The sequence below is a fragment of the Streptomyces sp. NPDC111656 genome (assembly GCF_055656965.1).
In genome coordinates, this window is the sequence record NZ_JBVKCA010000023.1 from 66,674 (window position 1) to 93,103 (window position 26,430).

Genomic DNA, 26,430 nt, shown 5'->3' on the forward strand with positions numbered 1-26,430 from the left:
ACTCCGTCCGCGAGAGCGCCGACCGTCTCGGCATCACGCCGACGGCAGTGCCTGTCGGCATGCCGGGTTGAAAGCCCAGTCCTGGCGGAGCCGGTGCCCCTCAGCTCTGGGTGACGTCCTCGGATGTTGCCCGGGCGAGGGTGTCCGCCACCGTTGTGCATGCGAGCCGGGTCACGGAGCGCAGCTCGGCGTCCGAGGCGCCGGCACGGCTCAGTACGGCCAGCGACTGGTTGACAGCGACGACAAACGTTGCGAGCTCGTCGAGCGTTCGGCTGTCGGCCGAGGAGTCCGCCAGTGCCGCACGTACCCGTTGGCGCTGTATGTCGAGCAGGCCACGCACCTGCCCGCTGTTTTCCTCCTTCAGCGTCAGACGGTTCGGTCCGTCGACCACATCAAAAAGCCGGCGGCCGAGGACGACGGCGCCCGAGCGGGCGGTTCCCTCCCGCAGGACCCGGCGGTCGTCGGGGTCGTCGGAAAACGCCCAGGTGTGCAGGGCCTCGCCGCCGGTGCCCAGACCGTTGACCGGGCCGGGGTCGGGCCCGGTGACGAAGCCGTCGAGGGATACCGAGATGTCAGCGATGATGCGAGTCATGCGAGGGCAGACCCGAACCGCCCCCCGAACTCATCGCTCACCGATGAAACGTGTGCGGGATGCGAGCCCGATAGCCTCGGAGTAGGGGGCGCGTGGCGACAGCCTGGGCAGCTCAGGCGGCCTGCGCGGCAGGCAAGGGGCCAGGCTCTTCGTGCCGTGGATCAGCAGACGGGTCATCAGCGTGATCGCCGCCCAGGGGATCAGACTCTCCGGGTGCTGGACGAGCCGTTCGTGGTCGCGAGCATGCCGACGTACGTGCGTGATCCAGGCGTGCGAGCGTTCGGCGACCCATGTGACGTACGGGTCGGGGCGTGGCCGCAAGCGAGGGCCGATCCGCCCGGGAGACGAGCCACGGGAGCGCAGCTGTCGGACGATGGCTGTGATGAAGCCCCCGCGTCCGGTCTCGCGGTTCACCGGCGTTCCCTCGTCCGGCTCGCAAGGGCCACGGCCGGTCCGCCGCGCCGACCGACGAGCCTGCGTCTTGCCTTGGCGCTCGCGGTAGCGCATCCATGCGAACAGAAGGTCCCGCTTGTGCTCGGACTCCTCTGGCATGACGATCTGGGCCAGGCCGAGGACGAGGGACACCACAAGCGTCGTCACCACTACGGCGACCACGACCGAACTCCTCATCGACCTTCATCTACAGTGCAGAGGCGGCAGTTGGTGGACACTCGTGGGCATGGTGGAAACGAGGTCGGCATTCCGATGCACGTAGCGGTCAAGCATCCCGATATGTCAGAAGACGCGCGCTTGACTGCCTACAGCACTGTCTCCACCTCGCTCGCCCTGCGAAGTGATCACCGGCTGGGCGAACTTGTGGACGCCGCCGTGCCGCTTGGCTCCGGTATCGGCGGGAAGTCCGCGCTGCTTGAGGTTGACGGGAAGCCGGTCTTCGTGAAGCGGGTGCCGCTCACGGATCTGGAGCGGCTGCCGCAGCATGTACGGTCCACCGCCAACATGTTCGGGCTTCCCACCTTCTGCCAGTACGGCGTCGGTGGGCCCAACTTCGGGGCGTGGCGAGAGCTCGCCGTTCACACCATGACGACGAACTGGGTGCTCGCAGGGCAGCACCAAGGGTTCCCGATGATGTACCACTGGCGCGTGCTGCCAGACTCGGCGCCCGCGCTTCCCATGGAACTCGCGGATGTGGAGCGGGCCGTGGCCTATTGGGGAGGCCGGCCGGAGGTACGCCGTCGTATCGAGGCCCTTCAGCAGTCCTCTGCGAGCCTCGCGCTGTTCCTGGAGTACATCCCTCAGACCCTGCACGAGTGGTTCACCGAGCAGATACAGGCTGGTGAAGAGTCTGCTGACCGGGCTTGCTCCCTGGTAGAGGGCGAGCTGGAGGCCGGCACGTCCTTCATGAACGCTCGCGGACTCCTGCACTTCGACGCCCACTTTCAGAACATCCTGACCGACGGCCGACGCCTCTACTTCGCCGACTACGGCCTCGCCCTCTCCTCCCAATTTGATCTGTCACCGTCCGAGACCAGTTTCTTCGAACTGCACAGGACCTACGATCGCTGCTACACGCGCAGCTGGCTGGTGAACTGGCTGATCACAGCTCTATACGGCTATGAGCGGGAAGAACGCTACGCACTCATTCGCGCATGTGTGGAAGGGGAGGACCCACCGACCGGACCGCGGGGGGCCAGGGCGGTCCTCTCCCGGCATGCACCGCTCGCCGCGGTACTGACGGACTTCTACGTCAAGATCCAGGACGAGAGCAGGGAAACCCTGTACCCGTTTCAGGCCCTACGCAGGGCCCTCCATTCCGCTGGTCCCGGAGGCTCCAGCGTCCCCGGCGGGCCAGTCCTCCAGCTATAGATCGCGATCTTCATCGCTGGTGAGAGATCTTCCGCTGGTAGTGGCAGGCCCGGGAGCGGGCTTGATGACACCGTCGCCAGTCGGACCAGCCGAGGTGATGTGCGGCTGGGTGGACAACTCCGTTGATGAGCACGGTGAACAGGCGTTTCATCTCGTTGCGGGTCAGCGGTGTCAGCTCGTCCGGAGCCGGGTGGTGGGTGCGTTCGTTTGCGGTGGCTGCGGCCAGGAAGGCTTGGGCGAGCATGACGAGGGTGACCCAGCGGTGCCAGGAGGTCCGGCGTCTGGCCTGGCGTTCGTCCAGTCCGGCCAGACGCTTTGAGGCCTGGAAGGATTCCTCGACCGTCCATCTGCGCCCGGCGATGCGCACCATCCTGGCCAGGGGAACCGACCTGGCTGAGTAGCAGCGTGGGAAGGCGAGTTCACCGCTGCTGCGGTTGCGGCGGACGAGTAGGCGTCGGAGGCCGGGCCGGTTGTCGGCGACGTCGGCCAGGGCCCAGTCGTAGAAGCGATGCCCCCTGGCGCCGACTCCCGCGGAGAGCTTCCGCCAGGCTCGTTTCGCAAGCTTCTTGACCAGGACATCGACCCACGACTGCCCCGCCCGGATGGCGAACTGATGATCACGGGCAACCGCGAGCACGTAGCCGCCCCGGCGGTCTTCCAGCGCGCCGCGCAACTGCGGGTTGCCTCCGTAGGAGCGGGATCGAGCAGGCGAGGTAGACGGCGACCTGGCTGTTCTCGATGCGTTCGGCAGTTCCGGTGTACTGGCGCTGCATGCCGACCGTGGCGATGCCCTTCTTCACATTGCCGGTCTCATCTACCACCAACACGACGTCGTCATCGAGCAGCTGCTCGACGACGAAGCCCCGGAGATCGTCACGGATCGCATCCGCGTCCCACTTGGCCCGCAACAGCAGGTGCTGCAGACCGTACGGGGTCAAGTCCTCGGCATACTCGGCCAGCGTCCAGCAATTCTCATGTGGCAGGTCCGACGGCAGCCCGAACACGAACTCCCGTGCCCGGCGCCGTGGTTCCACCCGGGCGAATCGCCCCGCGATACGGCCCATCAGGACCTCGAACATGTCTGGTCGGCAGGCGGAATCCCTGCCGCGACCTGCGGCCAACTGTCTCATCTTCTGCCTTCGCACACCGATGATCATCGGCGGCCGCACCCGTCTCCGTGCCGGCCCCCGCCAGCGTGACCGAGCACATCCGTTGGGCACCCGGAATCTTCACTTGCCCAGGGTCCGGCGTGAACAGGATCATGGCGAGATGACAGACCGTCTCCCTCCCGCACCGCCCGTGGTGCGGCTCACGGAGTATACGAAGACCGACCAGATCGAAATCATCGGCGACGCCGATCCCTTCGGCGTCGCAGACGCCGGATTGACTTGGTTGCCCAAGGAAGATCACTTCGGCATCAGGCAGCAGGGCCGCCTCGTCGCACACGCCGGTCTGCTGCGGCTACCCATATCGATCGGAGAGGTCGGCACACAGGTGGTGGGAGTCGGCGGGGTGGCTGTTGCGCCTGACTTGCGAGGCCGCGGACTGGCACGGTTGGTCGTATCGGCGGCCGTGGACCACGCCCGAACGATGGGGCCACAGCACGGGCTTCTCTTCTGCCGACCTCCCCTGGTTCCGCTCTACCAGCGACTCGGTTGGCAAACGCTCGAGCAGGACGTCCATGTCGAACAACCCGAAGGGCGCACGTGTCATCGCGGTGGCATCGGGCGCGCATGAATCGTTCCTGCGCGAACTCGGCGCCGACCAGTTCATCGACTACACCAAGAGCCGACCCGAGGAACTCGTGCACGACATCGACCTCGTTCTCGACGCCGTCGGTGGCCGCGACAGCAGTCGCTTCCTGCGCACGCTCAAGCGCGGCGGCGCCCTGTACCCGGTGTTCTTCGGCGACTACGACGACGAAGAAACCGCGAAGCTGGGCGTCACGGTCTCGGGCACCCAGGTCCGCTCGAACGGCGCGCAACTCGCTGAACTGGGACGCCTGCTCGACGCAGGCACGGTTCGTGTCGCGATAGACAGCACGTTTCCGCTCGCGGATGCCCGAGCGGCACACGAACGCGCCGCCCGGGGGCACATCCAAGGCAAGATCGTACTCACGGTCGCTTAGGAACCAGGCGTCTCACAGGCACGTTCGGCACTCGGCCTCGGGGCACTGGTGGCCATAGCCACGCCGATGCGGAAACTTCGGAGCCCGTCCCCCGACCAGATGGCCGCGAAGCTCGCAGCGGCGAACCGAGTGGACTCGTTCGGTAGGCTCGGTTCGCCGCAGGAGATCGCCGTAGACGGTCGCATTCCGGATGCCTGACGGCGCCGCGCACATCACCGGCCAGCACATCTCCGTCGGGTGCTGACAGTCCTCATCAACACTTCTGGACATCTCGATCAAGAATCGATGCCAGGCCCCATCGACATTCGCTCTTCGTTCTCATGCTCTGGTCCACTTCTTGGGGTCGCGTACACAGCGTGACTGTTGATCACCGTGTGATGGCACGGGAGGTCGCCCGAAAATCGTCCAGGGCAGGATCGCCTCCAGCTCCACCTCTACGGCAACCTCCTGCCGCAGTGGATCGAAGCGGCCACCGTCACCGGTCTGCCCAGCCTCCATCGGTTCGCCCAGCACCTCGAACGCGATCTCGACGCCGTCATCACCGGTCTCTTACGGTCAGCAAGGGCCACCAGAAGTACGGGAGACGGGAGTCGCCAGTGATCATCGCCCGCTGGGCGGGGGTCACGCGTCCCGCGGCGTTGGCGGCCGCCAAGTCCGGATCGGTCCATCGCACCGCACTGTCGGGAGCGGTCTCCCCCACCCCTTCCGAGCGGCTGCCCGGGCCCTGCTGCCGCTCGGTTCCTGCCATGATCCTGCGCGCCCCCTACCTCGTACTCCATTGACATCGCCTTGAGCATGACCGGCCCCGGCCCGGCTGGGCGGACGGCACGGTTTCCCTCCGATGTATCCCAACTACCGTGCAGTCATTGCGAGTTGAGTCTCGCTCGTTCGTGAACCGGCTACGATCCGATCGGCTCCACAAGTCGTCGTCGCCCACGAAACCGGATACGGAAGCCCGGGAACCGCCGGATGCCCAAGTGGCATGGGTACGGGGGCGAGGCACACGTCGACTCGGCAGTTCCCCTCGCGGCGCGAGGTACGGCGAGCACCGGACGAGCACCGGACAAGGGGCGGGATCGTGGCGTATGCGAGAGGTCCGCACATCAGCAGTGCCCTGGTGATGTGCGGGTTACTGCTGGTCGGCTGCACGGGCGGCGAGAACGGCGGCGATACGGAGACCGGGGCAGCCTCGACGCGAGCACAGGCGGGGACGCCTCGCCGACGGCCTCGCCGACCACCGAGACGGACCCCGCGAAGCAGCCGAGAACCGCGGACCAGGCACGGGCGCTGATCGGGAAAGTGATCGCCGGCCCGGAGCTGTTCGGGCCGGAGGTGGTGCGGACGACACCGTACGAGAGCGACCCGAGCCGCTGGGCGGTGCTGGGCGACGGCTGCACCTGGCATCTGGCGGAACTGCCCGCAGGCGTGCTGGCCACGCTGACCCGGCACTTCGAGGTGCCCGCCGAGGGTGCCAAGGGGCCGGTGCGGCTGTCGGCCACGGTCACCGTGCACCGTACGGCGCTGGACGCGGCCTGGGAACAGGCCGGAATGCTGGAGGAGTCCCTCGGCTGCAAGGAGGAGCTTCTGCGGCCGGGTGAGCGGCTGACGGAACTGAGCTCGACCGCGTTCGCGCGGGGCGAGGGACTCAACAGTTCCAGCGACGAGTTCCTTGAGGAGACAGGCCTGTGCGTGAGTGACTCCCGCGGCGGCCCGTATCCGTACAAGTGGGACCAGGCCACGCTGAACTCCGTGGTGATCAGCACCTCTGTCTGCGGGGGCCGGGGACGCGAAGCGGACGAACTGTCGACCCTTGTCCAGGGGGCCCTGCCCAAGATGCTGGTGCGCGCGAAGTCGGAGTTGGGGGGCCTCGACGGGTCGGGATCCGTCTCGCCGGAGCCGGATGCCTCGGGCGCCTCGGGCAGCGAGGGCGCGTCGATGCCGGGGGCGAAGTCGGACCCGGAAGGGGGTGCGTGATGGAGCGGTTGCTTCCCTCCGATCCGTCCCGCCTCGGCGGCCACCGGCTGTTGGGACGGCTGGGCGCGGGCGGCATGGGCGTGGTCTACCTTGCCCGTACCGAAGCCGGGGACCTGGCCGCGGTGAAGGTGATCCAGCCGGAGTACACCGACCAGGCGGAGTTCCGGGCCCGGTTCCGCCGGGAAGTGATATCCGCCCGGCGGGTGGACAGCGCTTGGGTGGTGCCGGTGGTGGGTGCCGACACCGAAGCCGAGGCACCGTGGCTGGCCACGGCCTTCGTGCCGGGTCCGTCGCTGGCCGAGGCGGTCGTGGCCTGCGGGCCGCTGCCGACGCGCGCGGTGCGGGTACTGGGCAAGGCGCTGGCGCGGGCTCTGGCCGCGGTGCACGACGCCGGTCTGGTGCACCGTGACGTCAAACCCGGCAACATCCTGCTCGCCCTCGACGGACCCCGGCTGATCGACTTCGGCATCGCGCGGCCCACGGCTGCCGAGGAGACGGAACTGACCTCGGACAGCGTGGTGCTGGGCACGCCTGGTTTCCTCTCCCCCGAGCAGGCGCGGGCCCTGGAGGTCGGCCCGGCGAGCGATGTGTTCTCCCTCGGCTGCGTGCTGGCGTACACGGCCACCGGCCGACTTCCGTTCGGCACCGGCACGGCGGACGCGCTGCTGTACCGGACCGTCCATGACACGCCGGAACTGGACGGCATCGACGACGCCGAACTGCGCACGCTGCTTCATCGGTGCCTGGACAAGGGGCCCGCGGCCCGGCCCACGGCAGCCGAGGTGGACACAGAACTGGTGGAGGACGCCCCGGCCGACTCCATCGACTGGCTGCCGGACGCGGTGGTCGCCATGGTCGCCGACCGGTCCGCCGAGATGCTGGCCCTGCCCGGCATCGAGCCGACCGAGATCTCCGCAGACCCCGCGCAGGACCCCAGGGCCCGAAAGCCGGGGCGCCGCCGGGTCCTGGCTCTGGCCGCGGGCGGCGCGGCCCTGCTCGCGGCAGGCGGCGGCGCTGCCCTGTGGGCGGCGCTGGGGAACGACGACAAGCAGGATCCGGCGGCGCAGTCCACCGGCCGACGCTGGGTCCTCGGCGTCCACGCGGACCTGACCGGACCGCAGCGGGAGGCCGGCACGACACAGGAGCGCGCCGCCCGGCTGGCCGTGGAACAGTTCAACTCCCGCAAGAACAAGCCGTTCGCCCTCGCCCTCCGAGTGATGGACGACCGGGGTGAGCCGGCCCGGGCGGAGCAGGCGGCCCGGCGGCTGACCGGCGAGGACGATGTGCTCGCCGTCCTCGGCCCCACGGGCTACGCCTCGACCCAGGCCGCCCTGGAGGTCTACGAGGCGGCCGGGCTGCCGGTACTGACCGTGTCCGAACTCTCGTTCGCCGCCGCAGAGTCGGCCCTGCTGGCCGAACCGAAGGCGTATTTCCGGACCGCGCCCATGGCCGCCTTTACCGTCTACAACACGCCCAGGGCTCCCGCCGCCCGGGCCTGCTGATCGACCGCGCGGGGCGGGCCACCGGCATGGAGTCCGCGCAGATCGCCCGCGACACGGCCCGCGTCGGCAAGGTCGGCCTGTACGCCAGGGTCGTGCCCGCCGCCGCGCCGGACGCGTCCGTGGTGATCGCCGACATGCTCGCCCACGGCATCGACGGCTTCTTCTGCACCGGCACCCCCGAGCGCGCCGCCACGGTCGCCCGCGCCCTGGCCGAACGGGGCTTCGCTGGGCCACGGTTCCTGGACGCGCCCACGGCCATCGCGTCCTTCATCACCGCAGCGGGGGACGCGGCCGACGGCTGGCAGACCCTGACCCCGTACATCAGCCCGGACGCCACACCCCTACACGCCTTCGCCACCGCCTACCGCAAGCGGTACAACAGCGCGCCGGGTATCTGGGCGCCGGAGGCGTACGACACCGCCCGCCTGGTCGCCGACCGGCTCACCGCCCTGGCCGGGGAGGGCGTCCGACGCCCCAGCCGTGCCCAGGTCACCCAGGCCCTCACCAAGGCCCGGTTCAAGGGGTTGACCACGACGTACGCGTTCGACAAGAGCAAAGAGCTCACCATGCAACTGGTTCACCACTACCGGGTCGACGGCGGCCGGTTCGCCTACGTCGGCACGCTGCCCACGTCCTGACGGCGGGAGCAGTCGATGCGTGCGCTGCGGGCCGAGGACCCCGAGACACTCGGCGGGCACCGACTGCTCGCCCGGCTCGGAGCCGGCGGCACGGGCACGGTCTATCTGGCTCGCGCCGCCGACGGGGCACTCGTCGCCGTGAAGATGATCCGCGCCGAACACGCCGCGGATCCCGCCTTCCGGGCCCGCTTTCGCCGCGAGGTACGGCTGGCCACCGGGCTCACCGCCCGCTGGGTAGTTCCGGTGACGGCCGCCGACACCGAGGCGCGCGAGCCGTGGCTCGCCACTGCCTTCGTGCCCGGCCCGTCGCTGGCCGAGGCGGTCGACGGACACGGTCCGCTCCCCGCGCACACCGTCGTCGTACTCGGCGCGCGTCTGGTGCGGGCGCTGGCCGAGGTGCACGCGACGGGCCTGGTCCACCGTGACGTCAAACCCGGCAACATCCTGCTCGGCCAGGACGGGCCCCGGCTGATCGACTTCGGCATCGCCCAAGGCACCGGCACCACCGCTCTGACCGCCCCCGACGCGATCATCGGCACCCCCGGCTACCTCTCCCCCGAACAGGCCCTGCCCTATGAGGGCGAGGTAGGCCCGCCCAGCGACGTCTTCTCCCTCGGCTGCGTGCTGGCGTACGCGGCCACGGGCCGACGGCCGTTCGGCACCGGCGACGCGGCCGCGGTCCTGTACCGCACCGTCCACGAGGTCCCCGACCTCACCGGCCTCGACCGTCTCCTGCCGCCACCGGTGTACGAGGCAATCACCGGCTGCCTCGCCAAAGACCCCCGGCACCGGCCCACGGCCGCCGAGCTCCGTGACGTGTTCGAGGCAGTGACCGATGGGGCCGGCCAGGCGCCGGGCGGAGCGCAGCGGCACAGCACGAGCCCGGCTGCCGAGTCCCATGGACAGGGTGACTGGCTGCCTCCTGAGGTGCTGCGGCTGGTGGCCGACCGTTCTTCTCGCGCCCTCAACCCGCCGCCGCGCCCGCCGGCCCGCACCGCCCCGGAGTCATCGCCCCCGGAGTCGGTACCGAGGCTGCCCCGTCGCATTCTCGCGATCGGCGGCTTGGCGGTGGCCGCCTCGGGCGCCGGCGCCGCCGTACTGCTGAACCGGCGGAACACCGCGGCGGCGGCCGGCACGCCCCGCAACGTGCCGACGCACCATCGGCTTCCAGGCCGACCTGACAGGGCTTCAGAAGGACACCGGAACAGCGCAGGAACGCGGGGCCGGCCTCGCCGTCGCCACTCACAACGCACGCGCCGACGCCTCCTTCCACCTCGCCCTGGCCAGGTACGACGACCGAGGTGAGACCGCACGGGCGAAGGACGCGGCCCGCAGCATGCTCGCCCGGTTCACCGTCCGCGCGGTCATCGGCCCCACCACGACCGCTGCCGCACGCGCCGCGGGGCCGCTCTACGCGGCCGCGTCGACACCGTTCGTGCTCGTGTCGGTCGACGCCGACGAGGCCGGACTTTCCACCGTCTCCCTGCGGCGCACCGTGTGCTCGATCAGGGCATCGGATTCCGAGCGCGCCCTACCGGTCATCCTCTACCTGACCCGGGTGCATTCCACGCGTCGTACCGCCGCCATCGAGGACCAGGCCGCAGGACAGACGGCCTGGGACATCAGCCGGTACATCGGCGAGGCACCGCCCAGCGAGGGCACGGTCACCATCCACCCCGTGGCAGCCGACACCGACGACTTCCGCCTGGCCGTCGCCAAGGCCCTGGCCACCGACCCGCAGGCCGTCGTGCACGCCGGGATCTCCCCGAGCCGAGCCGCAGCCTGCGCCCACACCCTGGCAGCGGCTGGATTCACCGGACCCCGCTTGGGATTCGAGCCCGTCATGCGCCCGGCCTTCCTCACCGCGGCGGGCGATGCGGCCGAAGGCTGGATGTTCGAAGCCCCGTACACCGAACCGGAAGCGGTCGGGACCAAGGCGTCCAAGGCGTTCACCGCCGCGTACCGGAAGCGCTACGGCCAGACACCCGGCCGCTGGGCCGCCGAGGCGTACGACGCCGTCGGCCTGATCGCCCGCGCCCTCGACGCACTCGGGGGCGGCGCGGGAATCGAGCCCGGCCAGGTCGCCGAACGCCTCTTCCGCACTGCCTACGACGGCGTGGCCAAGCCGATCCGCTTCACCCAGGACGCCACACACACGCTGAAACCGGAGAACGCAAGCTTCCTCTACCAGGCCAGGGACGGGGATTTCCAGTTCCTGGGGCGATACGACCAGCTGCGATGAGCAGCAGCGACAGGAAGGGCTCCCCCGCGGACAGCTCGGGCAGCACAGTCGACCGCTGCGACCAGTCGGCCGTCAGACGGCGCCCAGCGCTCGCCGGAACCATGAAGCCCCCTGCCGCACGCATCGCATCGCATCGCATCGCATGCCCAGTTGGAGCTGAGTCGCTGTCCTGTTGGAGTGGTGCATCCGTAAGATCACGTCATGACTGCCGATACCCCGCTCACCCGAGAGACGTTCCGACGCCTCCAGCCGATTAACACCCCCAGGCTGGTGACTCAGTTGCCCGATCGTGTCTGGAGCGACGAGGACTGGGACCGGATCCGGCGCGGATATCGGGCCCGGGACATGGATGAGAAGTGGAACGTCTTCGTCGAAGCCGATGTCGTTTTCATGCACCGGAGTTGGACCGGTCGCGGCGTCTATGAGGCGTCCTTTGCCCCCGTGGCTGGTGGTGGGAGGAAGATCGCCTCTGCTGTGGTGGAGGCCCATGGGGAGCGCTATCGGAGCAGGGGCGACGAGTACGACAGCCTGATGATGGAGCTGGTCATCAGTGCGATCGTCCTTGGTGAGCCGGCCGCCGACCTCCGGGCCGGACTCGTGGAGCTGACTGCTCGGGCTTCGGGGAAGAGCGACCTTCCCTCGGGTGTGGTGGAGCACAGTGCTCTGGGACTGCGTTCTGGATCGTGAGCACCGGACCAAGGCGAGTGCTGTCACGGTCTCAGGTTCTGTGACTGGATCACGCGTTGCCAGCGCAGGATCTCACCGTATGCCGCGGCCAGTGATGCGGCGGAACCGACCGTTCTTCACCCGCACCCCGGCCGCGGCGCGCTACGGTCAGAACGCCTGTCTGCTCGGCTGGACCGTAACGTGTGACGACGGCTCTCTCCTTGGGGACCCGCGCGTCCCTCCTTGGGAACCCGCGCGGCCGGTCTTGCCCCCGCTGACACCGTCCACTTGCCTGAGTCCTGCGTGCGGTGCTCCAGTCCGTATCGCCAAGAGCAACAATCCATCGACCGGCAGGATTCAAGGAATCGATGCGGGGCACTCGCCGCGCCTGGCCCGCCTTGAAGGGGCCAAAGAGGATCGCCGGCCTCGCGGCGGCGCCGCGGAACCTGGACCGTAGCCGAAACTACGACCTCACGGGCCCCGCGGGGGGCTATCCATGCTGTTGGAGCGCTCGACGGTCGCTGCAGCTACGCTTCCACGGCGCAGCCGATGTTGAGCAAGACCGGGGGAAATCGTGAACCGACCACTGCTGTTTCTCGACGTGGACGGGCCGCTCAACCCCTATGCGGCCCAGCCGGAGAGGCGCCCCGACGGCTACACCACTCTCCGAGTGCCCCAGGACAGCGGAACTCCAGACGAACTCAGAGGCCTCTCGGCCCGGCGGCGCCCCCTGCGGGTCTGGCTCAACCCAGAGCACGGGCGATCCCTGCTCCAACTGGGCTACGAGCTGTGCTGGGCCACCACATGGATGGACGAAGCCAACCGGTGGATCGCTCCGGTACTCGGCCTTCGCGAACTCCCCTTCGTCGACTTCGGCGACGCACTGTTCCAGGACCGCCCCGACGGGATCCACTGGAAGACCGGCCCCTTGGTGGACTACGCCAACGGCCGACCCTTCGCCTGGGTGGACGACGAACAGAGCGATCTGGACCAGGCATACGTGACCGCCCACCACCACGGACCTGGGCTTCTACACCACGTCAACCCACGAATCGGTCTGCGCGAGGACGACTTCCGCGCACTCGCCGACTTCGCCCGATCCCTGAACACGCCACGAACCACCGGCTGAGCACGTCGCCAGACCTTCAGACAGGGTTACGCTCGGTTCCACGATCATTGCGGGACAACACTCAGCCTGGACAAGAAGGTTTTGGGCCGGGATCAACGCTGCCGATCCCGACGCCACCGGACCGGCGCGGAACAGCCGCGCAGGCCACGGATGCGGGGAATGGCGTCGAGCAGCGGGTTCAACTGGGTGACAGCGTGCTGGTTGCCGCCGGTCAGCGACACTGCGCGAGGGGTGTGCCGTGCTGGTAGGCGACCAGATGGTACTTGCTGCCGGGACGCCCGCGGTCGACCGGCGCCAGCCCGGTGTGGAGCCTCGTTTGAGAACGCGAATGTGCGAGCCGTCAACGGCACAGTTGCCCATCTCCAGCAGACCGACGGGTCGCATTTCAGTGAGCAAAGCGGCATGCAGCTAAGGACGCCCGCGATGGAGCGCCACCATCATCACCCTTCTGGTGCTTGGAGGAACTCATCGTCCGAGACGCCGACATCAGCAACATGCCCCGTGTACTCGCCCGCCTGGTCGAGACAGGTGAGTACACACAGATCCTCCGACGTCTCGACGACTGAAGAACTGCCTCTGTGCGCGACGTCCTCATTCTCAGACGGTCAGCAAAGCCGCAAGCCCTGGGCACCTCGCCTCTGAGGCCTCAGCCGGTCTTGGCGCAGATCGCGTAGACGGAGGCCGTGTAGTACGGCTCGTAGCCGCCGTTCAGGAACCCGGCGGTCCAGCCGACGGGCGTGGTGCCGGAGAGGATCGGGTTGGAGTGCAATTCCGAGCCATACGATTGGGCGTCGGAGCTGGGCAGGTACCAGCCGCCCCCAGTGGCGATCTCGCCGTCCGGGCACGTGGCGGCGACGTCGACCACGTCCAGGACTGCGACGTTCTTCGACACGGTGACCACGTGCACGCCCGCCAGACCGGGGGCTCCGGCGGGCCCCTGCGAACCCGTGGGTCCGGCCGGACCCTGCGGCCCGGTGTCTCCCTGCTGACCGGCGGGTCCCGCCGGCCCCTGGGCTCCGGTGTCCCCCTTCGCTCCGGTGTCCCCCTTCGGCCCGGCATCTCCCTTCGGCCCGGCAGGCCCCTCCTGGCCGGTCTGCGCCCAGGTGACGGACTGCTCGTGGGACCGGCAGGCGGAGCCCACCTCGACGAGGCGCAGGTGACCGCTCGAGTTCACGCATCCCTGAATCGTGCCGTCCGCGGCGATGTACGACTGCTCCCCACCAGTGGCCGACGCGAAATCCGCGGACATCGCCACGAGCACGACGGCGGCGGCAGCGGCCGCCGAAACGGCACGGCGAATGAAAGTCACAGGTCCCCCGGGATCGTCAGGCCGTCGGCCGGAACATCCGACCGAGGCGTCACAACTATCCCAACTCCAGGGCACATTCACGATGTGTATGTGAAATGCAAAGCCGCCGGATCGTTGGCAGTCGGCCCCGGCACCGGCCGACCCCTCATCCCCGGCCTGCAGCCCCGGGAAGAGCAACCGCATCCAGTGTGGCCAGTGGCGCTGCAGCCGTGCGCCCCAAGCGGCTGTACGCCGACCCGGCCACGACCATGACAAGTAACGCCGCCTGCTTCGGAAGCGCCTCGTTCCTGAGTGATGGCTGATGGCTGATGCCAACCGGGGCATCGCGCACGGCTTCCACTGTTGTGGCCGTGCATGGAATCGGGAACCTGCGTACGGGCACGGGTAGTCAGGAAGCGGCGAGCGGACTTGCCCTGAAATGGCAGACGCAGTTGGTGGCTAGCTATGCGGGTGCCCAAGGTGGAGACGGCGAACCCGAGTTGGAGCACCTGAACGAGGCGGAGGCAGCCGTGGCGTGGGCGTGGTTGCAAGCATGCGGAGTTCCGGAACCCGGACAGGGGCAGGGGCAGGAGCCGGTGACCTGTCCGGTTCGGCAAGGGCTGCACTGGCTACGCGCGCCGCGATGACAAGTCAGCCCGTATCGATGTGGCGTTCGCGCGGGAGGTCCATGCCTGTCCGAGTCGGCCTGAGCGCACGGGAAGGTCCGGGCTGTTGTGGCTGACGCGGTGTGGGAGACATCTACCGGACGTGGTGCGGGCTCTCGGTGATCGCGTGCTGCGGCAGCCTGGTCCGTGGCTGGACGACGGCCGTTGACACGTAAGGCCGATACCGCGTAGGCGTCGGGGTTGCAGTCAAAGCGGCGGGGCGGAGAGCTGGGACATGGTCGCCTTCTACTCTTCCGCGCTGGACGGAGTCGCCTCCGACCCGGCCCTTCCCACACCGCTACTGCTGCGGCTGATCGCCTTCGACGGCGGGGGCCACGGCCCGCCTTCCAAGCCCTCCACCGGCCCGGGCTGCCCGAGCCGGCCGTGGCGGCCGTCCTCACCCACCCGGTCCTGGACGCGCGAGTCGAGTTCGCGCTGAGCGGCCAGGCAGAGCCCGAGCAGCGGGCCCGGCTCGCGGACGACCCCTCGCCCAGGGTGCGGGCCGCCGTCGCAAGGGGACCCGAGTGGACCCACAATCACCGGACGAAGGTCCGTCCGTTGCCGGATGCCGTGTGTGGGCGTCTCCTAGAAGACCCCGAACCATCCGTACGTAGCGCGCTGTTGCACTCGCGCCACTTGGCGCCGTCCTTCCTCGCCTCCCTGGTCCGGCATCCCGATCCGGCCGCACGGCGCGCCGCTCTGCGGGTCTGGGACGACCTGACGGCGGACGGGCGTGCCACGCTGCTCGACGCCCCCGACCGTGAGGTACGGCGGTCGGCCGCACTGTGCGCGTGTCTTCACGACGAACGGCTCACGGCGGCACTGCTCCGCGACCCCGCCGTCCTGCCCGAGGCGCTGCGCCGTGGGCTTCTCGACCGCGCGGGCGCCGAGCGGTTCCTCGCCGAAGGCGTCCACCTGGTCGAACTCGCCCGTAATCCGTCCCTGCCGGCCGACCTCGTGGACCGTCTCGCCGTCGACCCCGACGACGGGGTGCGGCTCGCCGTCTCCCTCCGGCCCGAGCTGACCGAAGCCCGACGCGCCGCCATCGACGTCACAGTGGCGCCGCACTCACGGGGTGACGTGGACTGGGTGGCGGCCGGCATCGCCGATCAGGACGTGCCGCACCGGGCCGCGACCTCCGCCCATCCTCTGCCGCGCCGCGGCCCGCAGCCCCCATCTGCGACCCGATCTCCTGCGGCTGCTGGCCGAGGACACGGACATCCTCGTGCGCACCCACCTGGCCGTCTATCACCCCGACACCCCGGAGGAGGTCCTGATGAGCGTGTACGCACGGCTCGGCGGGACGTTCTCCGCCTGGATGGCGACCGGCCACCCCCGCTTCCCCCGCGAGGGGCTCGCCGCCCGCTACGCGGACCATCCGGACGGGATCTACCGACAAGTGGTAGTCCGCGACCCCGCCGCCGATCCCGACCTGATCGAGCGACTCAGCCACGACCCGGACGTCTGGACACGCCAGGCAGCGGCCTGCGACCCGCGCCTACCACTCCCCCGGCTCCTGGAGGCCCTCGCCCTGCCCGAGCTGGCCACCAGCGCGGGTGCCAACCCCACCCTTCCCCCGGGTGAGATGGCCATGGTCACGGACGAGGCCGGGGTGCCCGCATGACGACGAGCGCCTGGAGCGACGCGGCGCCGACGTACTCGCGGCCGATCCGATCCTGGAGTCGACCGGGGCGGGCAGTCGGCGGGCGGTGCTGACGAGGGCGTTGCGCGAGGAGGTACGGAGCGGCCGACGCCGGTAGCTGCCGTTGCCATCGAGCGGCACGGTCCCGTGATCGATTTACCGACCTGTCGTGGGTTCAGCCCGGGGAAAGGGACTGTCCAGGACGTCTCCACCGCCGCGATTCCACCAGCCACACGAAGATCGTCGTATCCGTTACTTCAGACGAACGCCCTGGCGGCCCTGCCCGTTTCGATCACCACCCGACCATCGGGCTCCCCAGCACTGACGCACCGAACTGACCCGCCAACCACTGTGCTCGGGGAAGACTGCCAAACTTGGTCATGTGCACAAAGACCGTGTGGTCTCCAGCAGGCCGCTCCCAGTCCACGTCATCGGTGTTGGCGTCCCCACGGTACTCATGACCCCACCGTTCGGGATCGAACGGCACGCCCTCGGCCTCGTACGGTGCGTTCGGCAGTACGTTCACCATCCGCCACACGTCCTCGGCGTCTGCAGTTCGGCCGCCGGACGGACGGTCGGCCTCGACCATGACATCAACGCCCGCAGACGCTGGGCCAGTGCATACACGTCCGTCGCACTGCTGCTTCTGAAAACGGGATACTCCATGGAGTTGCCCATAACCCCACGATGTCATGATATCGACCACGTCCTCAGCAGTGGGCCGACCCCATGGCCCACTGTCCATGAGCGAGGAACGCATGCGCGCCATCGGCCGAACTGACCCAAGCACCGTGGTCAGGCAGCCTGTGCTGGGTTGTTTGCGTGTGGTGGTCACGCGGGGAGGGCGAGGTTACGCGCAGGTGGGCCACGGTCTGGAGCGCGTACTGGCGGCCATTTCCGTGCCACCGACAGTCGCGGAGAATCGTGTAGTGCTTCATCCGGGCGAAGGCATTCCCGGCGCGAGCCCGTATCCGGGGATGTTCCCCGTTGTCCGCTTCCTCGCTCGGCAGCAGTGACCGGGCGCGGAAGCACCGACCTTCCGGTCACGGACCGAGACACGGCCGGCCGGCCTGCAGGACCGATCCCGACCCGTTCCCGCACCACCGTCAGCAGCCGTTCGAACTGCCTCATCCGCAGTCCGGTGAACGTCTCCACCCACACGGCTCGGCCCTCAACACCAGTGGCGCGCTGGTGGGTTGCCTGCCGCTGCTAGGACGGTGGCCGCGGCCGGGAGGTGCGCCCATGCCGTCGTTTTCCGCGAACGGCGCGACTCCTAGGAGGCCTGAGCCGAACCCGAAGTGCTGGTCCGGACCAAAGTATTGACACCCCCTTACCTCACTCCTTAAATCAAGAGGCGATGCACGTACCCCCCACCTCAGTCGACGCCCCCTTCTCAGGGCGCCGTACGGAAGGGAGAGTCTTGGACTCCCCACGTCTCCTCCGCAGATGCCTCTTGGCAGCGTTGTCCGCAGCGCTCGTCACGGCTGCAGCCATCGTTCCCGCCCAGGCGGATCCCCCCACGGCGGCCGCGGCCGTCACCACCTTCTCCGACACGTTCGACGGTTCCGCGGGCGCGGGCGTCGACACCTCGAAGTGGCAGATCGAGACCGGAGACAACGTCAACAACCACGAGCGGCAGTACTACACGTCCGGAAGCAACAACGCGACGCTGGACGGCCAGGGTCACCTGGTGATCACCGCTCGCCGCGAGAATCCGGGCAACTACCAGTGCTGGTACGGGCGTTGTGAGTACACCTCGGCCCGGATGAACACCTCCGGGAAGTTCTCCGGAACCTATGGCCATGTCGAGGCGCGGATGAAGATCCCGCGCGGCCAGGGCATGTGGCCCGCCTTCTGGATGCTCGGCAGCGACATCGGACAGGTCGGCTGGCCGAACTCGGGCGAGATCGACGTCATGGAGAACGTCGGCTTCGAACCCTCGACCGTGCACGGCACCATCCACGGGCCCGGGTACTCGGGATCCGGGGGCATCGGCGCCGCCTACTCCCTGCCGGGCGGCCAGGCCTTCGCCGACGCCTTCCACACCTTCGCCGTCGACTGGGCCCCCGACTCCATCACCTGGTCGGTGGACGGCACGGTGTACCAGCGGCGCACGCCCGCCGATCTGGGCGGCAAGACCTGGGTGTTCAACAAGCCGTTCTTCATGATCCTCAACCTCGCGGTCGGCGGCTACTGGCCGGGCGACCCCGACGGCTCCACCGTCTTCCCGCAGCAGTTGGTGGTGGACGAGGTGAAGGTGACGACGAGCGACGGTTCGGGGTCCACCGGCGGCCCGATCACCGGGCTCGCCGGCAAGTGCGTGGACGTGGCCGGGGCGAACGCGGCCAACGGCACGCCCGTACAGCTCTACGACTGCAACGGCACCACGGCCCAGCAGTGGACGGTCTCCTCCGACGGCACCATACGCGCGCTGGGCAAGTGCCTGGATGTCACCGGCAACGGCACTGCGGACGGCTCGACCGTACAGCTGTGGGACTGCACGGGCGGGCCCAACCAGAAGTGGGCCGTCAGCGCGGCCCACGACATCGTGAACCCGCAGGCCAACAAGTGTCTGGACGCGACGGGCAACAGCTCGGCCAACGGCACCCGGCTGCAGATCTGGTCGTGCTCGGGCGGCGCCAACCAGAAGTGGACCGTGAGCTGAGATCCCGCCACGGGGGACGGAGGGGAACGGGGGGACGGGGGGACGGGGGGACGGGGGTCCGGTGGGGTTCGCCCCGGCCGGACCCCCGTACGTGTCCCCCGTGCTCGGCGCCCGGGGCGCACGCATCGCCGGCTGTTCACCCACGGCCTCCCAACCCGGGCGGGCAGCGCCGGTCAGCAGCCCATGGACCAGGTGTACGGCCGTATACAGACCGATCGGCCCGGACTTCGTCAACCACTGATCAAGAACTGGCGCATCCTCAGCCAGTGCTGTGACCACCGGTCGGGATCCGCGAGCTCGCCGATCGCGTGTGTCGGAACACCTCCCGGCCGATCACGATCGGCCGGGAGGCCCTGCACCGCTTGCAGGGCCCGCCGCAGGATGTCCTTCCAGGATACGAAGACGTGGAAGGAGTCCCCGGATCCGACCTTCGACGCCAAGCTCGCCCGCAGCGAATAGGCGCTCAACCAGCGTCCAGACCGCGCTTTCGCCTTCGATGAGTTCGGTCCACTCGGCATCGGCCCAACCTCCGGCTCCTGCTGGGCCGAACGTCATGCCTCAGGTCCTGACAGATCTGGGCAGTCGGACTTCCGTGCTCTCTCAGCCGGTGTGGAGGATCCGAAAGCGATCGGGTCGCGCCGGATCTCGATCAACGACTTGGACTGGCGTCCAGGCCCATTGCCACACGCTGATGCCTGGCGTGCGGGAGAACTGGATCTGCCCGCGGGTGCCTTCGACTGCGACGCGCGGCCAGGATTCGGCAGTGCGCACCCGGTCCGCGCCGTGAGAACGCAGCAGATCGGCGAGGACGGCGACCGTGTCGTAGCCCTCGAAGGCGACGAACGAGGGTGCTTTGCCCAGCCGCTCGCGGAGGGCCGTCTCGACTCGTGCGCCGAGTGGGGTGAGGCGCTCGGGCAAGTAGCGCAAGAACGGGATCGCGGCGCTGTCGTCGCCCAGCAACGTCGCCCACTCGGCGAACTCGGGTTGCCCTGCCGGTGCGCCAATCATGATCTCGGCGAGGCGCTGGTCGCGGCGGACGGACTTGACCATCGACACGGCCGGATCCGGGTGGCCGACCAGCAGAAGGAGGGCTGTCGCGCGATTGTCGACGAGTTCGTCGCACACGGCCGTGGGGGCGAGCTCGCGCATGTCGAGTTCGATGACGGTGCCGCCGCGTGGAGCGAGGTAGTCCCGCAGGATGCGGGCCCCGGATGTCCAGTAGACACTCGGCTCGGCTGCTACGGCGATTCGACTGTGGCCCGCGCCGAGAAGGAAGTCTGCGTAGATCCGCCAGCCGTGGGACTGTGCCGGGGCGAGGCGCGCGACCCATTCCGTCGGCTGTTCGGTGAGCGCGTCGAGAACCGCTGACGAGCAGAGGAACGGCAGGCCGAGGGCGTCGGCCCTGGCGGCAGCGGCGCGCGCGACGACGCTGTGATACTCCCCCGCCAAGGCAGCCACGCCCAGGCGAGCCAATTCATCCACGGCCGCCGCGGCCTGCTGTGGATCGGCCGCGGTGTCTCGGACCACCAGCCCGAGTGGTCTCCCGACGATCCCGCCGGCGTCATTGACTTCGCAAACGGCCAACTCGAGTCCAGCGAGCAACTGTTGGCCTGCCTCGACCCAGCCAGGCCTAGACAGCGGAACGAGAGCGCCGATCCGGACGGATGATCCGTCAGTCCGCTCCGCTGCAGGCGGCGATGGTGGCGTATTCATGCGTTGGCGTCTCCCGAGTGACGATTCGGTCGCAGTTCTCCCGGATCGCAGAGTGAACGTCAGTCTCGCCGAGAGTAGTCGAGCCGAGAATGGCCGACTTCAGCGCCCTGTTCCGTGGCCGTCAGCCGGCCATCGCGCCGCCGATCGAGCCCGAGGGGCATCGGTCAGCTCTGCCGTAACAGGTCCACCAGGAGTTGCCTAGGCTCGGCCACACCACACCAGTCCGATGGCCCCCTCCGACCCGCCGCCGGATCCGCACATGCGCTGTACCGGCCGCCGGTCAACGGGGGTTCTACGCTTTCACTCGAACGTTGATCATGGCGGTGTGGGGAAGACGCTTCGTTGCGCCTCACGCCGGCCCGGGTGTGAGGAAGGGCCAGAATGGCCAATGCGGTCCGACATATCGGTACGCGTGTGGTGGTAATAGAGAGCATTCCCCTGATTCTGGGCGGATTACGTTCCGCGTTAGAAGATGGTGGGATCACCGTCGCCGCAGGGACCCACGACCCGCACGTCGGCGTGCGGGCGGTCCGGGAGGAGAAGCCCGATGTGGTCATCGTCGACCTCGACCTGCCTGGGCGCGCGGGAATCGGGCTGCTCCAGCAACTGCGTCGGCACTACCCGGCGCCGCGGCTGATCGCCTCGGTGTCCCCGGAGCACGACGACGACGGCCTGCTGCTCACCACGCTGATGGCGGGGGCCACGGGCTATCTGCTCAAGAACACGGAGACGGTGGACTTGCTGCGCAGCGTGCGGGCCGTACAGCGGGGGTACGTCACGCTGGGACCGCGGGCCGGCGGCGAACTGTCCGCCCTCTTGGTGCGCCTGGCGGAAGCCGACGGCACGCTCCCGTTCCCAGCGCTTACGAACCGGGAACGGGAAGTGCTGCGATTGGTCTCGCTCGGCTACGGAAACCGCCGAATAGCGCAGGAGCTGTTCATATCGGAGAAGACCGTACGCAATTACGTCTCGGCCATCCTGCCGAAAATTCATGTCTCCAGTCGGCTGGAGGCCATTGTGTCCGCACGGCTGGCCGGCCTGGAAACGGCCGACCCCGGCTCCGGCTCCGGCTCCGCAAGTATGTAAGGCGCAGCAGCGGAACAGCTGCACAGGCGTGGCCGACGGAACCAGTGCCCGGAGCGGGGAGTGTCACATGTCGTGGGTGATGAGGTCGGCTGCCACAAGCCGACGCACGCTGTTGCTCACCTGCCGGTCGGCCTCCTCCGAGTCGCCCGGGAGACCGACCGCTCGGGCGTAGGCCGTGCGTACCGAGCCGAGGTCACGCCCGTCACACAGGGAGTAGACCGTCCACGAGCGCGCGTTCAGCCAGTGCATTCGGGCCGACCGCGTGGGACTCACGACGAGTTGTCCCAGGCCGGGCAGGGCGCATGCGTCCACCGGGGTGATCCGCTGGAGGACGCCTCCTGAGGGATTCTCCGGCGGCTGCCACGGTTGCGCCGGCCGGGTCGTCGCTGCGGCACGGTCATGGGGCCGCGGCGCGTCGTCGTCCACCAGACGGAGCGCGGTGAGGAGCCAGCGGGCGAACCGGTGCCCGTTCTCGGTGAGTGCCTCCTCCGGCAGCGACAGCACACACTCGGCGAGGTAGCGGGCCCGTTCCGCACTGGTCCGGTACTGCCCGCTGCGGGCGGCGGGGGTGCCGGGGCTGGGCTCGTCGAGGTCCTCGACCGACGGGGGCGGGCCGAACCTCTCCCGGACCGCTTCACCCGCGGCGGCCGCCGCAGCCCGGAAGACGAGCAGGTGCACGTAGAAATGCAGGGCTACGAACACCCGGATGACCGTCCACGAACCGATCCGCCACGGGATCGGGACGCGCTCGGTGGCGTTCTTGACCACCGAGCCCGTACGGAGCGCGTCGAAGAGCTTGAGGTGGGCGCCCTCGTGCAGCAGGCTCTCGGCGGCGAGCCACGGAGACGTGCAGCGTTCGGGCGCCAGCAGCACCGTCGAGGGAAGCGGGTCGCCGCCGGACATGGACTGCAGGGGGCCCTCTTCGCTCTCCCTATGGGTGAAGCCCACCATGGTGACGTGCCCGAGTACACCGGCTCCCGCGGCGGGCAACAGTGTCGCGAGGAGTTCCGCGCCCTCCCGCAGGACAGCGCGGACGCTGTCCGCCGGATCGACCGGGCCTGCCGCCCGGCCGTCGCCGAGCGCGCCGCGGTACAGCTCCATGAGGCGCCCGGCCAGCATCTCCTGCGAACTGCCGTGTGGCGCCGGCTCGGTCAGCACCCAGGCGTCCCCGAGACCGGGCCAGGCACTCCGGTGCGGACGGGTGAGGGCTTCGCAGGGCCCCGTGGCGGGCGGAGCTTCCGCCGCCAAGGCCGGCACGTAACCGCTCACGTAGGAGCCGAACGAGCTGGGTCCGAGTCGGCCGCTCTCCAGTCGCGCGAGGTCGACCTCGAAGCAGTTGCGCAGCACCGGGTCGTACAGCAGCGATCGGAGGTGTTCGTCGGCCGCCGAGGCCGTTGTCCGCAGCACGTCCGCTGCTGCGCCGTCATGCCGCGCCAGCATGGTCAGGCCCAGCCGGAACCGGGCGAGGTTGCGCTCGCCGATGGCGGCGGAGTCGCCGAACTGCCGATCGGCGCAGAGCATGGTGTCGGCCTGCGCCACCCGGTCGGTGACCGGCTCGGCGGCGGAAGGTGAAGCGGGCAACGAGGACCGTCCTTCAGAGTCGGGCGGCGGACGCGGACGTAAGTCATCGGTACCGGGCCCTGTCTCGGGCCCGGTACCGACGGGACGCGCCGCGCGTCAGGCGGTCCGGACCGCCTGGTACGACGGGAGCCAGGCGCGCTCCTCCGGGGCGTCGACGGAAACCTCCGGGGCTTCGTCGTCGAGGTAGGTCTGCGGAGCCAGGTCGGGGGTCTCGATGTGGTCTACCAGCATGTCCGGTCCCTTCGGTCGTCTGTGGACGGAGCAGGCCCGGGCTGGGCGGATGGCATCCTGCCCGGATGCGTCATTCTCCGGCACCCCGCGTCCCGCACCGATGGGACTGTTGTCCTGAATTTTGTCCCGAGCCCCGGCAGACACGCTGATGGGCTTACGCCTCAGGCGTAACGGCAGCCTGGGTCGCCGGGCGCCCGGCACTCTCCTGCCCGTGACCTCCGCCCCCGACCTCGCCCCGCAACAGCGCGCCACGTATCGGGAAGTGCTGGCCGACCGGAGCTTCCGGCTGCTGTTCGTGACCCGGACCCTGACGGTCACGGCCGACTCGCTGCGGATCATGACCCTTTCGGTGCTCGTCTTCGCGACGACCGGCTCACCCCTGCTGGGCGCCCTGACGTTCGGCGTCAGCTTCCTGCCGCAACTCGCCGGTTCGCTCTTCCTCGGCTCGCTCGCCGACCGCGCCCGCCCGCGCCGGCTCGTCACCGCGGGATACGGCCTCCAGTGTGCGGCGACCGCCGCCATGGGGGTGGCCCACTTACCAGTGGCGGCGATCCTGGTCGTCATCGCCGTCGTGGCCTGCTTGACCCCCGCCTTCAGCGGCGTGACCAACCGACTCATCGCCGAGACGCGCACCGGTGACGCCTACGTCCTGGGACGCTCGTTGTCCAACATGTCCGCGTCCGCGGCACAATTGCTCGGCCTGGCCGGCGGCGGTGCCGCGGTCGAGCTCCTTGGCCCGCGGACCGCGCTCCTGCTCAGCGCGGGCGTCTACCTGGCCGCCGCGGTCGCCGTCCGCCTCCGGCTGCCCGACCTGCCCGCGCCCGAGCAGGCGGTACGGCACGGATCGGGGCAGGGCTTCGGCTCGGTGCTGCGCCACAGTTGGTCCGGCAACACGAAGCTGCTCGCCGAACGGAGGGTCCGCACGCTCCTGCTCGCCCAGTGGCTGCCGCCCGCGTTTGTCGCCGGTGCCGAGAGCCTGATCGTCCCGTTCGCGGGCGGTCGCGGCATGCCCGCCGGTTCGGCCGGACTGCTGCTGGCCTGCCTGCCGGTCGGCATGCTCGCCGGTGACCTGGCCGTCGGCCGCTTCGTCCGTCCCGCCGTACGGGAACGCCTGGTCGCCGCGCTGGTGGTGGTCATCGGCCTGCCGCTGGCCGGCTTCGCGCTGGATCCGCCGTGGGTGGTGTGCGCGGGCCTCCTTCTGGTCACCGGAACCGGGTTCGCGTACGCACTCGGACTCCAGCGCCCCTTCCTCGACGCGGTCCCGGAGGCCGGCCGCGGCCAGGCGTTCGGACTGCTCACCGCCGGACTGATGACGGTGCAGGGTGCGGGACCGGTCGTGTTCGGGGCCGTCGCCGAGTTCACCGACGTCGGCGTGGCCATGGCGCTCGCCGGTCTCGCGACGGTGTGCGTGGCAAGGTGTGTGGCCCCGTGGCGAACGGGACGCGGCCAGTAGGGCCGGACCCCTGTGGACCAGACTCCACGACAACCGGGGAATCAGGTGTACACCGAGCAGCAACTCGGCCTACGCACCGAGGCGTTGATGGGACGAGGTCACGGTGTCGGCGCAGGATGGTGCCTGAGGAACGATCAAGTACGGACGCCGAGGCCCAACCGTGGAAGCCGGTGCAGGAGCGAGCACAGAGTTCTTGCGCATGGCAGCGGCACTACCCGGACATGAACGGCACGATCACCTGCGAGCAGTGCACCATCACCCACGGCTGGAACTGCTGCACTGCGGCCAGGGGCGGGCTTCGTCGACGAGTGCAGACCACGAAGCACAGCCAACGCGGAGCATCTCCGGGAACGGGCCCGCGTCGGGCACAACCTCGCCCTCGCAGCATGACCAGCACACTTCAACAACCCAGCGCAGCAAAACATGATCACGGGAGACGAACGAGTGCTAGCGTCGCCCGCATGCCTGAACTGATCGCACCCACAGGCCGGTTGCATTCCTCATGGCTCGCAGCGCGTGACGAGTGGTCTCCAGGTGCCCACCAGGACGGGACGGGCCTGCGTCTCGCTCCTGATGCCGACCTCGACAACCCCGAGATCTTCTCGGAGTGGGTCGAACGACTGCGACAGCAGTCGGACAGGTCGGTCGCCGTCGGGGACGAGCGCGTCCATGCGACCCATTGGTGGATCGTCGAGGGCGACAGCTATCTGGGGGCCGTCGATCTACGGCACTACCTGAACGCCCTTCTGCTCGACATCGGCGGGCACATCGGCTACAGCATCCGACCCTCCTTCCGGAGACGCGGCTTGGCCACCTGGGCTCTCGGGGCGGTTCTACCAGAGGCCCGTGCGCTCGGCCTGGATCGAGTTCTCGTCACCTGCGACGACGACAACGTCGCGTCGGCACGCAGCATCGAACGCAACGGTGGTGTCCTGGAGGACGTCCGCACAACCAACGCGGGCATCAAGCGCCGCTACTGGATCACTCTGTAGGCACGTGCGCAACAGGTGTGGAGCTGGGGCTGATTCGGCCGATTTCCTGGAGCGCCCAGGTGTTGCCGTCCGGGTCGGCGAAGTCGGCGAAGCTGGCGTAGTCCCGGCGGTCGGGGTCGGGGCCCGACGCCCAGTCGCCTGGATCGAGCAGGCCGAGCCCGGCGGAGTCAGCTGCAATACGCGGAAGTTGTCGGCCGGATGGCAGTCGACATCGAGGATGTAGCCGACCTGGGTGGAGAAGGCTGCGGCCTGGTCGACGTCGCTGACCGACAGGGTGATCACTGCTGTAGCGCAGGTCAGCTGAGGTCTCGGGCATCGTTCCTTCAGGACCAGGGGTCGGATGGTGTCGGCGACGACCCCGTCGCCGCTGCGGACGACCAGGTGGCGGCTGGTGGAGCGGATGTCGATGCGGTGGTAGC

Annotated in this window: 20 protein-coding genes and 6 pseudogenes; 15 read left to right on the top strand and 11 right to left on the bottom strand. The window is 69.2% G+C overall.

The genetic code is table 11. The features are described from left to right. Nucleotides 1-100 precede the first annotated feature (100 nt). A complete protein-coding gene (locus ACZ7M3_RS43335; RefSeq protein ID WP_472071169.1) occupies nucleotides 101-592 on the bottom strand; it encodes a hypothetical protein in 492 nt (163 codons plus the stop codon). 162 nt (nucleotides 593-754) lie between these two features. Beyond that, nucleotides 755-883 (bottom strand): annotated as a pseudogene (locus ACZ7M3_RS43340) (IS5-like element IS4811 family transposase); the annotation flags it as partial. 441 nt (nucleotides 884-1,324) lie between these two features. Between ACZ7M3_RS43340 and ACZ7M3_RS43345 the strand changes: the two are divergent. Next, nucleotides 1,325-2,416: a protein kinase family protein gene (locus ACZ7M3_RS43345; protein WP_472071171.1), complete on the top strand. Its 1,092-nt coding sequence runs from the start codon at nucleotides 1,325-1,327 to the stop codon at nucleotides 2,414-2,416. Between the two features lie 10 nt (nucleotides 2,417-2,426). Here the strand turns inward: ACZ7M3_RS43345 and ACZ7M3_RS43350 are convergent. After that, nucleotides 2,427-3,480 (bottom strand): annotated as a pseudogene (locus tag ACZ7M3_RS43350) (transposase). 205 nt (nucleotides 3,481-3,685) lie between these two features. On the opposite strand from ACZ7M3_RS43350, the gene ACZ7M3_RS43355 reads away from it, so the two are divergent. Both ACZ7M3_RS43355 and ACZ7M3_RS43360 read left to right on the top strand, forming a co-directional pair. Then, nucleotides 3,686-4,153 (top strand): GNAT family N-acetyltransferase, encoded by a 468-nt coding sequence (locus ACZ7M3_RS43355; protein WP_472071173.1) that lies wholly within the window; start codon nucleotides 3,686-3,688, stop codon nucleotides 4,151-4,153. Then, a pseudogene (locus ACZ7M3_RS43360) lies at nucleotides 4,113-4,544 on the top strand (zinc-binding dehydrogenase); the annotation flags it as partial. The gene ACZ7M3_RS43355 and the pseudogene ACZ7M3_RS43360, both read left to right, overlap by 41 nt. 538 nt (nucleotides 4,545-5,082) lie before the next feature. Here the strand turns inward: ACZ7M3_RS43360 and ACZ7M3_RS43365 are convergent. Next, the gene (locus ACZ7M3_RS43365; RefSeq protein ID WP_472071175.1) at nucleotides 5,083-5,292 is read right to left on the bottom strand and encodes a hypothetical protein; all 210 of its coding nucleotides are present in this window, start codon (nucleotides 5,290-5,292) and stop codon (nucleotides 5,083-5,085) included. 551 nt (nucleotides 5,293-5,843) lie between these two features. Between ACZ7M3_RS43365 and ACZ7M3_RS43370 the strand changes: the two genes are divergently transcribed. The 6 genes and pseudogenes from ACZ7M3_RS43370 to ACZ7M3_RS43395 all read left to right on the top strand — a co-directional run bounded on the left by ACZ7M3_RS43370 (nucleotide 5,844) and on the right by ACZ7M3_RS43395 (nucleotide 12,695). Continuing rightward, nucleotides 5,844-6,518 carry a hypothetical protein gene (locus ACZ7M3_RS43370; protein ID WP_472071177.1) on the top strand — a complete coding sequence of 225 codons (675 nt, stop codon included), beginning with the start codon at nucleotides 5,844-5,846 and terminating at the stop codon, nucleotides 6,516-6,518. Further along, complete coding sequence (locus ACZ7M3_RS43375) at nucleotides 6,518-8,020, top strand: protein kinase domain-containing protein (RefSeq protein ID WP_472071179.1); 1,503 nt, start codon at nucleotides 6,518-6,520, stop codon at nucleotides 8,018-8,020. The genes ACZ7M3_RS43370 and ACZ7M3_RS43375 overlap by 1 nt, the downstream gene beginning before the upstream one ends. A gap of 26 nt (nucleotides 8,021-8,046) precedes the next feature. After that, nucleotides 8,047-8,658: an ABC transporter substrate-binding protein gene (locus ACZ7M3_RS43380; RefSeq protein WP_472071181.1), complete on the top strand. Its 612-nt coding sequence runs from the start codon at nucleotides 8,047-8,049 to the stop codon at nucleotides 8,656-8,658. A gap of 15 nt (nucleotides 8,659-8,673) precedes the next feature. Continuing rightward, a pseudogene (locus ACZ7M3_RS43385) lies at nucleotides 8,674-10,900 on the top strand (bifunctional serine/threonine-protein kinase/ABC transporter substrate-binding protein). A 201-nt stretch (nucleotides 10,901-11,101) separates the two neighbouring features. Continuing rightward, complete coding sequence (locus ACZ7M3_RS43390) at nucleotides 11,102-11,587, top strand: hypothetical protein (RefSeq protein ID WP_472071183.1); 486 nt, start codon at nucleotides 11,102-11,104, stop codon at nucleotides 11,585-11,587. A gap of 553 nt (nucleotides 11,588-12,140) precedes the next feature. Beyond that, nucleotides 12,141-12,695 (top strand): hypothetical protein, encoded by a 555-nt coding sequence (locus ACZ7M3_RS43395; RefSeq protein ID WP_472071185.1) that lies wholly within the window; start codon nucleotides 12,141-12,143, stop codon nucleotides 12,693-12,695. A 134-nt stretch (nucleotides 12,696-12,829) separates the two neighbouring features. On the opposite strand, the pseudogene ACZ7M3_RS43400 reads toward ACZ7M3_RS43395, so the two are convergent. Next, nucleotides 12,830-13,103, bottom strand: a pseudogene (locus ACZ7M3_RS43400) (transposase); the annotation flags it as partial. 238 nt (nucleotides 13,104-13,341) lie between these two features. Continuing rightward, nucleotides 13,342-14,004 (bottom strand): hypothetical protein, encoded by a 663-nt coding sequence (locus ACZ7M3_RS43405; RefSeq protein WP_472071187.1) that lies wholly within the window; start codon nucleotides 14,002-14,004, stop codon nucleotides 13,342-13,344. 879 nt (nucleotides 14,005-14,883) lie between these two features. On the opposite strand from ACZ7M3_RS43405, the gene ACZ7M3_RS43410 reads away from it, so the two are divergent. After that, on the top strand, nucleotides 14,884-15,087 hold the full coding sequence (locus tag ACZ7M3_RS43410) for a hypothetical protein (RefSeq protein ID WP_472071188.1): 204 nt from the start codon (nucleotides 14,884-14,886) through the stop codon (nucleotides 15,085-15,087). A 146-nt stretch (nucleotides 15,088-15,233) separates the two neighbouring features. On the opposite strand, the gene ACZ7M3_RS43415 is transcribed toward ACZ7M3_RS43410, so the two are convergent. Then, nucleotides 15,234-15,716, bottom strand: coding sequence for a hypothetical protein (locus tag ACZ7M3_RS43415; protein WP_472071190.1), 483 nt, complete (start codon nucleotides 15,714-15,716; stop codon nucleotides 15,234-15,236). A gap of 7 nt (nucleotides 15,717-15,723) precedes the next feature. Between ACZ7M3_RS43415 and ACZ7M3_RS43420 the strand changes: the two genes are divergently transcribed. Further along, nucleotides 15,724-16,272, top strand: a complete 549-nt coding sequence (locus ACZ7M3_RS43420) for a hypothetical protein (protein ID WP_472071192.1) — start codon at nucleotides 15,724-15,726, stop codon at nucleotides 16,270-16,272. 1,086 nt (nucleotides 16,273-17,358) lie between these two features. Here the strand turns inward: ACZ7M3_RS43420 and ACZ7M3_RS43425 are convergent. Then, nucleotides 17,359-17,471 (bottom strand): annotated as a pseudogene (locus ACZ7M3_RS43425) (IS5/IS1182 family transposase); the annotation flags it as partial. A gap of 239 nt (nucleotides 17,472-17,710) precedes the next feature. Between ACZ7M3_RS43425 and ACZ7M3_RS43430 the strand changes: the two are divergent. Then, the gene (locus ACZ7M3_RS43430; RefSeq protein WP_472071194.1) at nucleotides 17,711-18,955 is read left to right on the top strand and encodes a ricin-type beta-trefoil lectin domain protein; all 1,245 of its coding nucleotides are present in this window, start codon (nucleotides 17,711-17,713) and stop codon (nucleotides 18,953-18,955) included. A gap of 600 nt (nucleotides 18,956-19,555) precedes the next feature. Here ACZ7M3_RS43430 and ACZ7M3_RS43435 read toward each other — a convergent pair. Then, a complete protein-coding gene (locus ACZ7M3_RS43435) occupies nucleotides 19,556-20,668 on the bottom strand; it encodes an ABC transporter substrate-binding protein (RefSeq protein WP_472071196.1) in 1,113 nt (370 codons plus the stop codon). Nucleotides 20,669-21,049: 381 nt separating this feature from the next. Between ACZ7M3_RS43435 and ACZ7M3_RS43440 the strand changes: the two genes are divergently transcribed. Further along, nucleotides 21,050-21,754 (top strand): LuxR C-terminal-related transcriptional regulator, encoded by a 705-nt coding sequence (locus ACZ7M3_RS43440; protein WP_472071198.1) that lies wholly within the window; start codon nucleotides 21,050-21,052, stop codon nucleotides 21,752-21,754. A 63-nt stretch (nucleotides 21,755-21,817) separates the two neighbouring features. On the opposite strand, the gene ACZ7M3_RS43445 is transcribed toward ACZ7M3_RS43440, so the two are convergent. Next, nucleotides 21,818-23,335 carry an aKG-HExxH-type peptide beta-hydroxylase gene (locus tag ACZ7M3_RS43445; protein WP_472071200.1) on the bottom strand — a complete coding sequence of 506 codons (1,518 nt, stop codon included), beginning with the start codon at nucleotides 23,333-23,335 and terminating at the stop codon, nucleotides 21,818-21,820. Nucleotides 23,336-23,431: 96 nt separating this feature from the next. Further along, complete coding sequence (locus tag ACZ7M3_RS43450; RefSeq protein WP_450432883.1) at nucleotides 23,432-23,566, bottom strand: hypothetical protein; 135 nt, start codon at nucleotides 23,564-23,566, stop codon at nucleotides 23,432-23,434. Nucleotides 23,567-23,771: 205 nt separating this feature from the next. Between ACZ7M3_RS43450 and ACZ7M3_RS43455 the strand changes: the two genes are divergently transcribed. Then, nucleotides 23,772-25,019 (top strand): MFS transporter, encoded by a 1,248-nt coding sequence (locus ACZ7M3_RS43455; RefSeq protein ID WP_472071270.1) that lies wholly within the window; start codon nucleotides 23,772-23,774, stop codon nucleotides 25,017-25,019. A gap of 461 nt (nucleotides 25,020-25,480) precedes the next feature. After that, a complete protein-coding gene (locus tag ACZ7M3_RS43460; protein ID WP_472071202.1) occupies nucleotides 25,481-26,011 on the top strand; it encodes a GNAT family N-acetyltransferase in 531 nt (176 codons plus the stop codon). The last annotated feature ends 419 nt before the right edge of the window (nucleotides 26,012-26,430 follow it).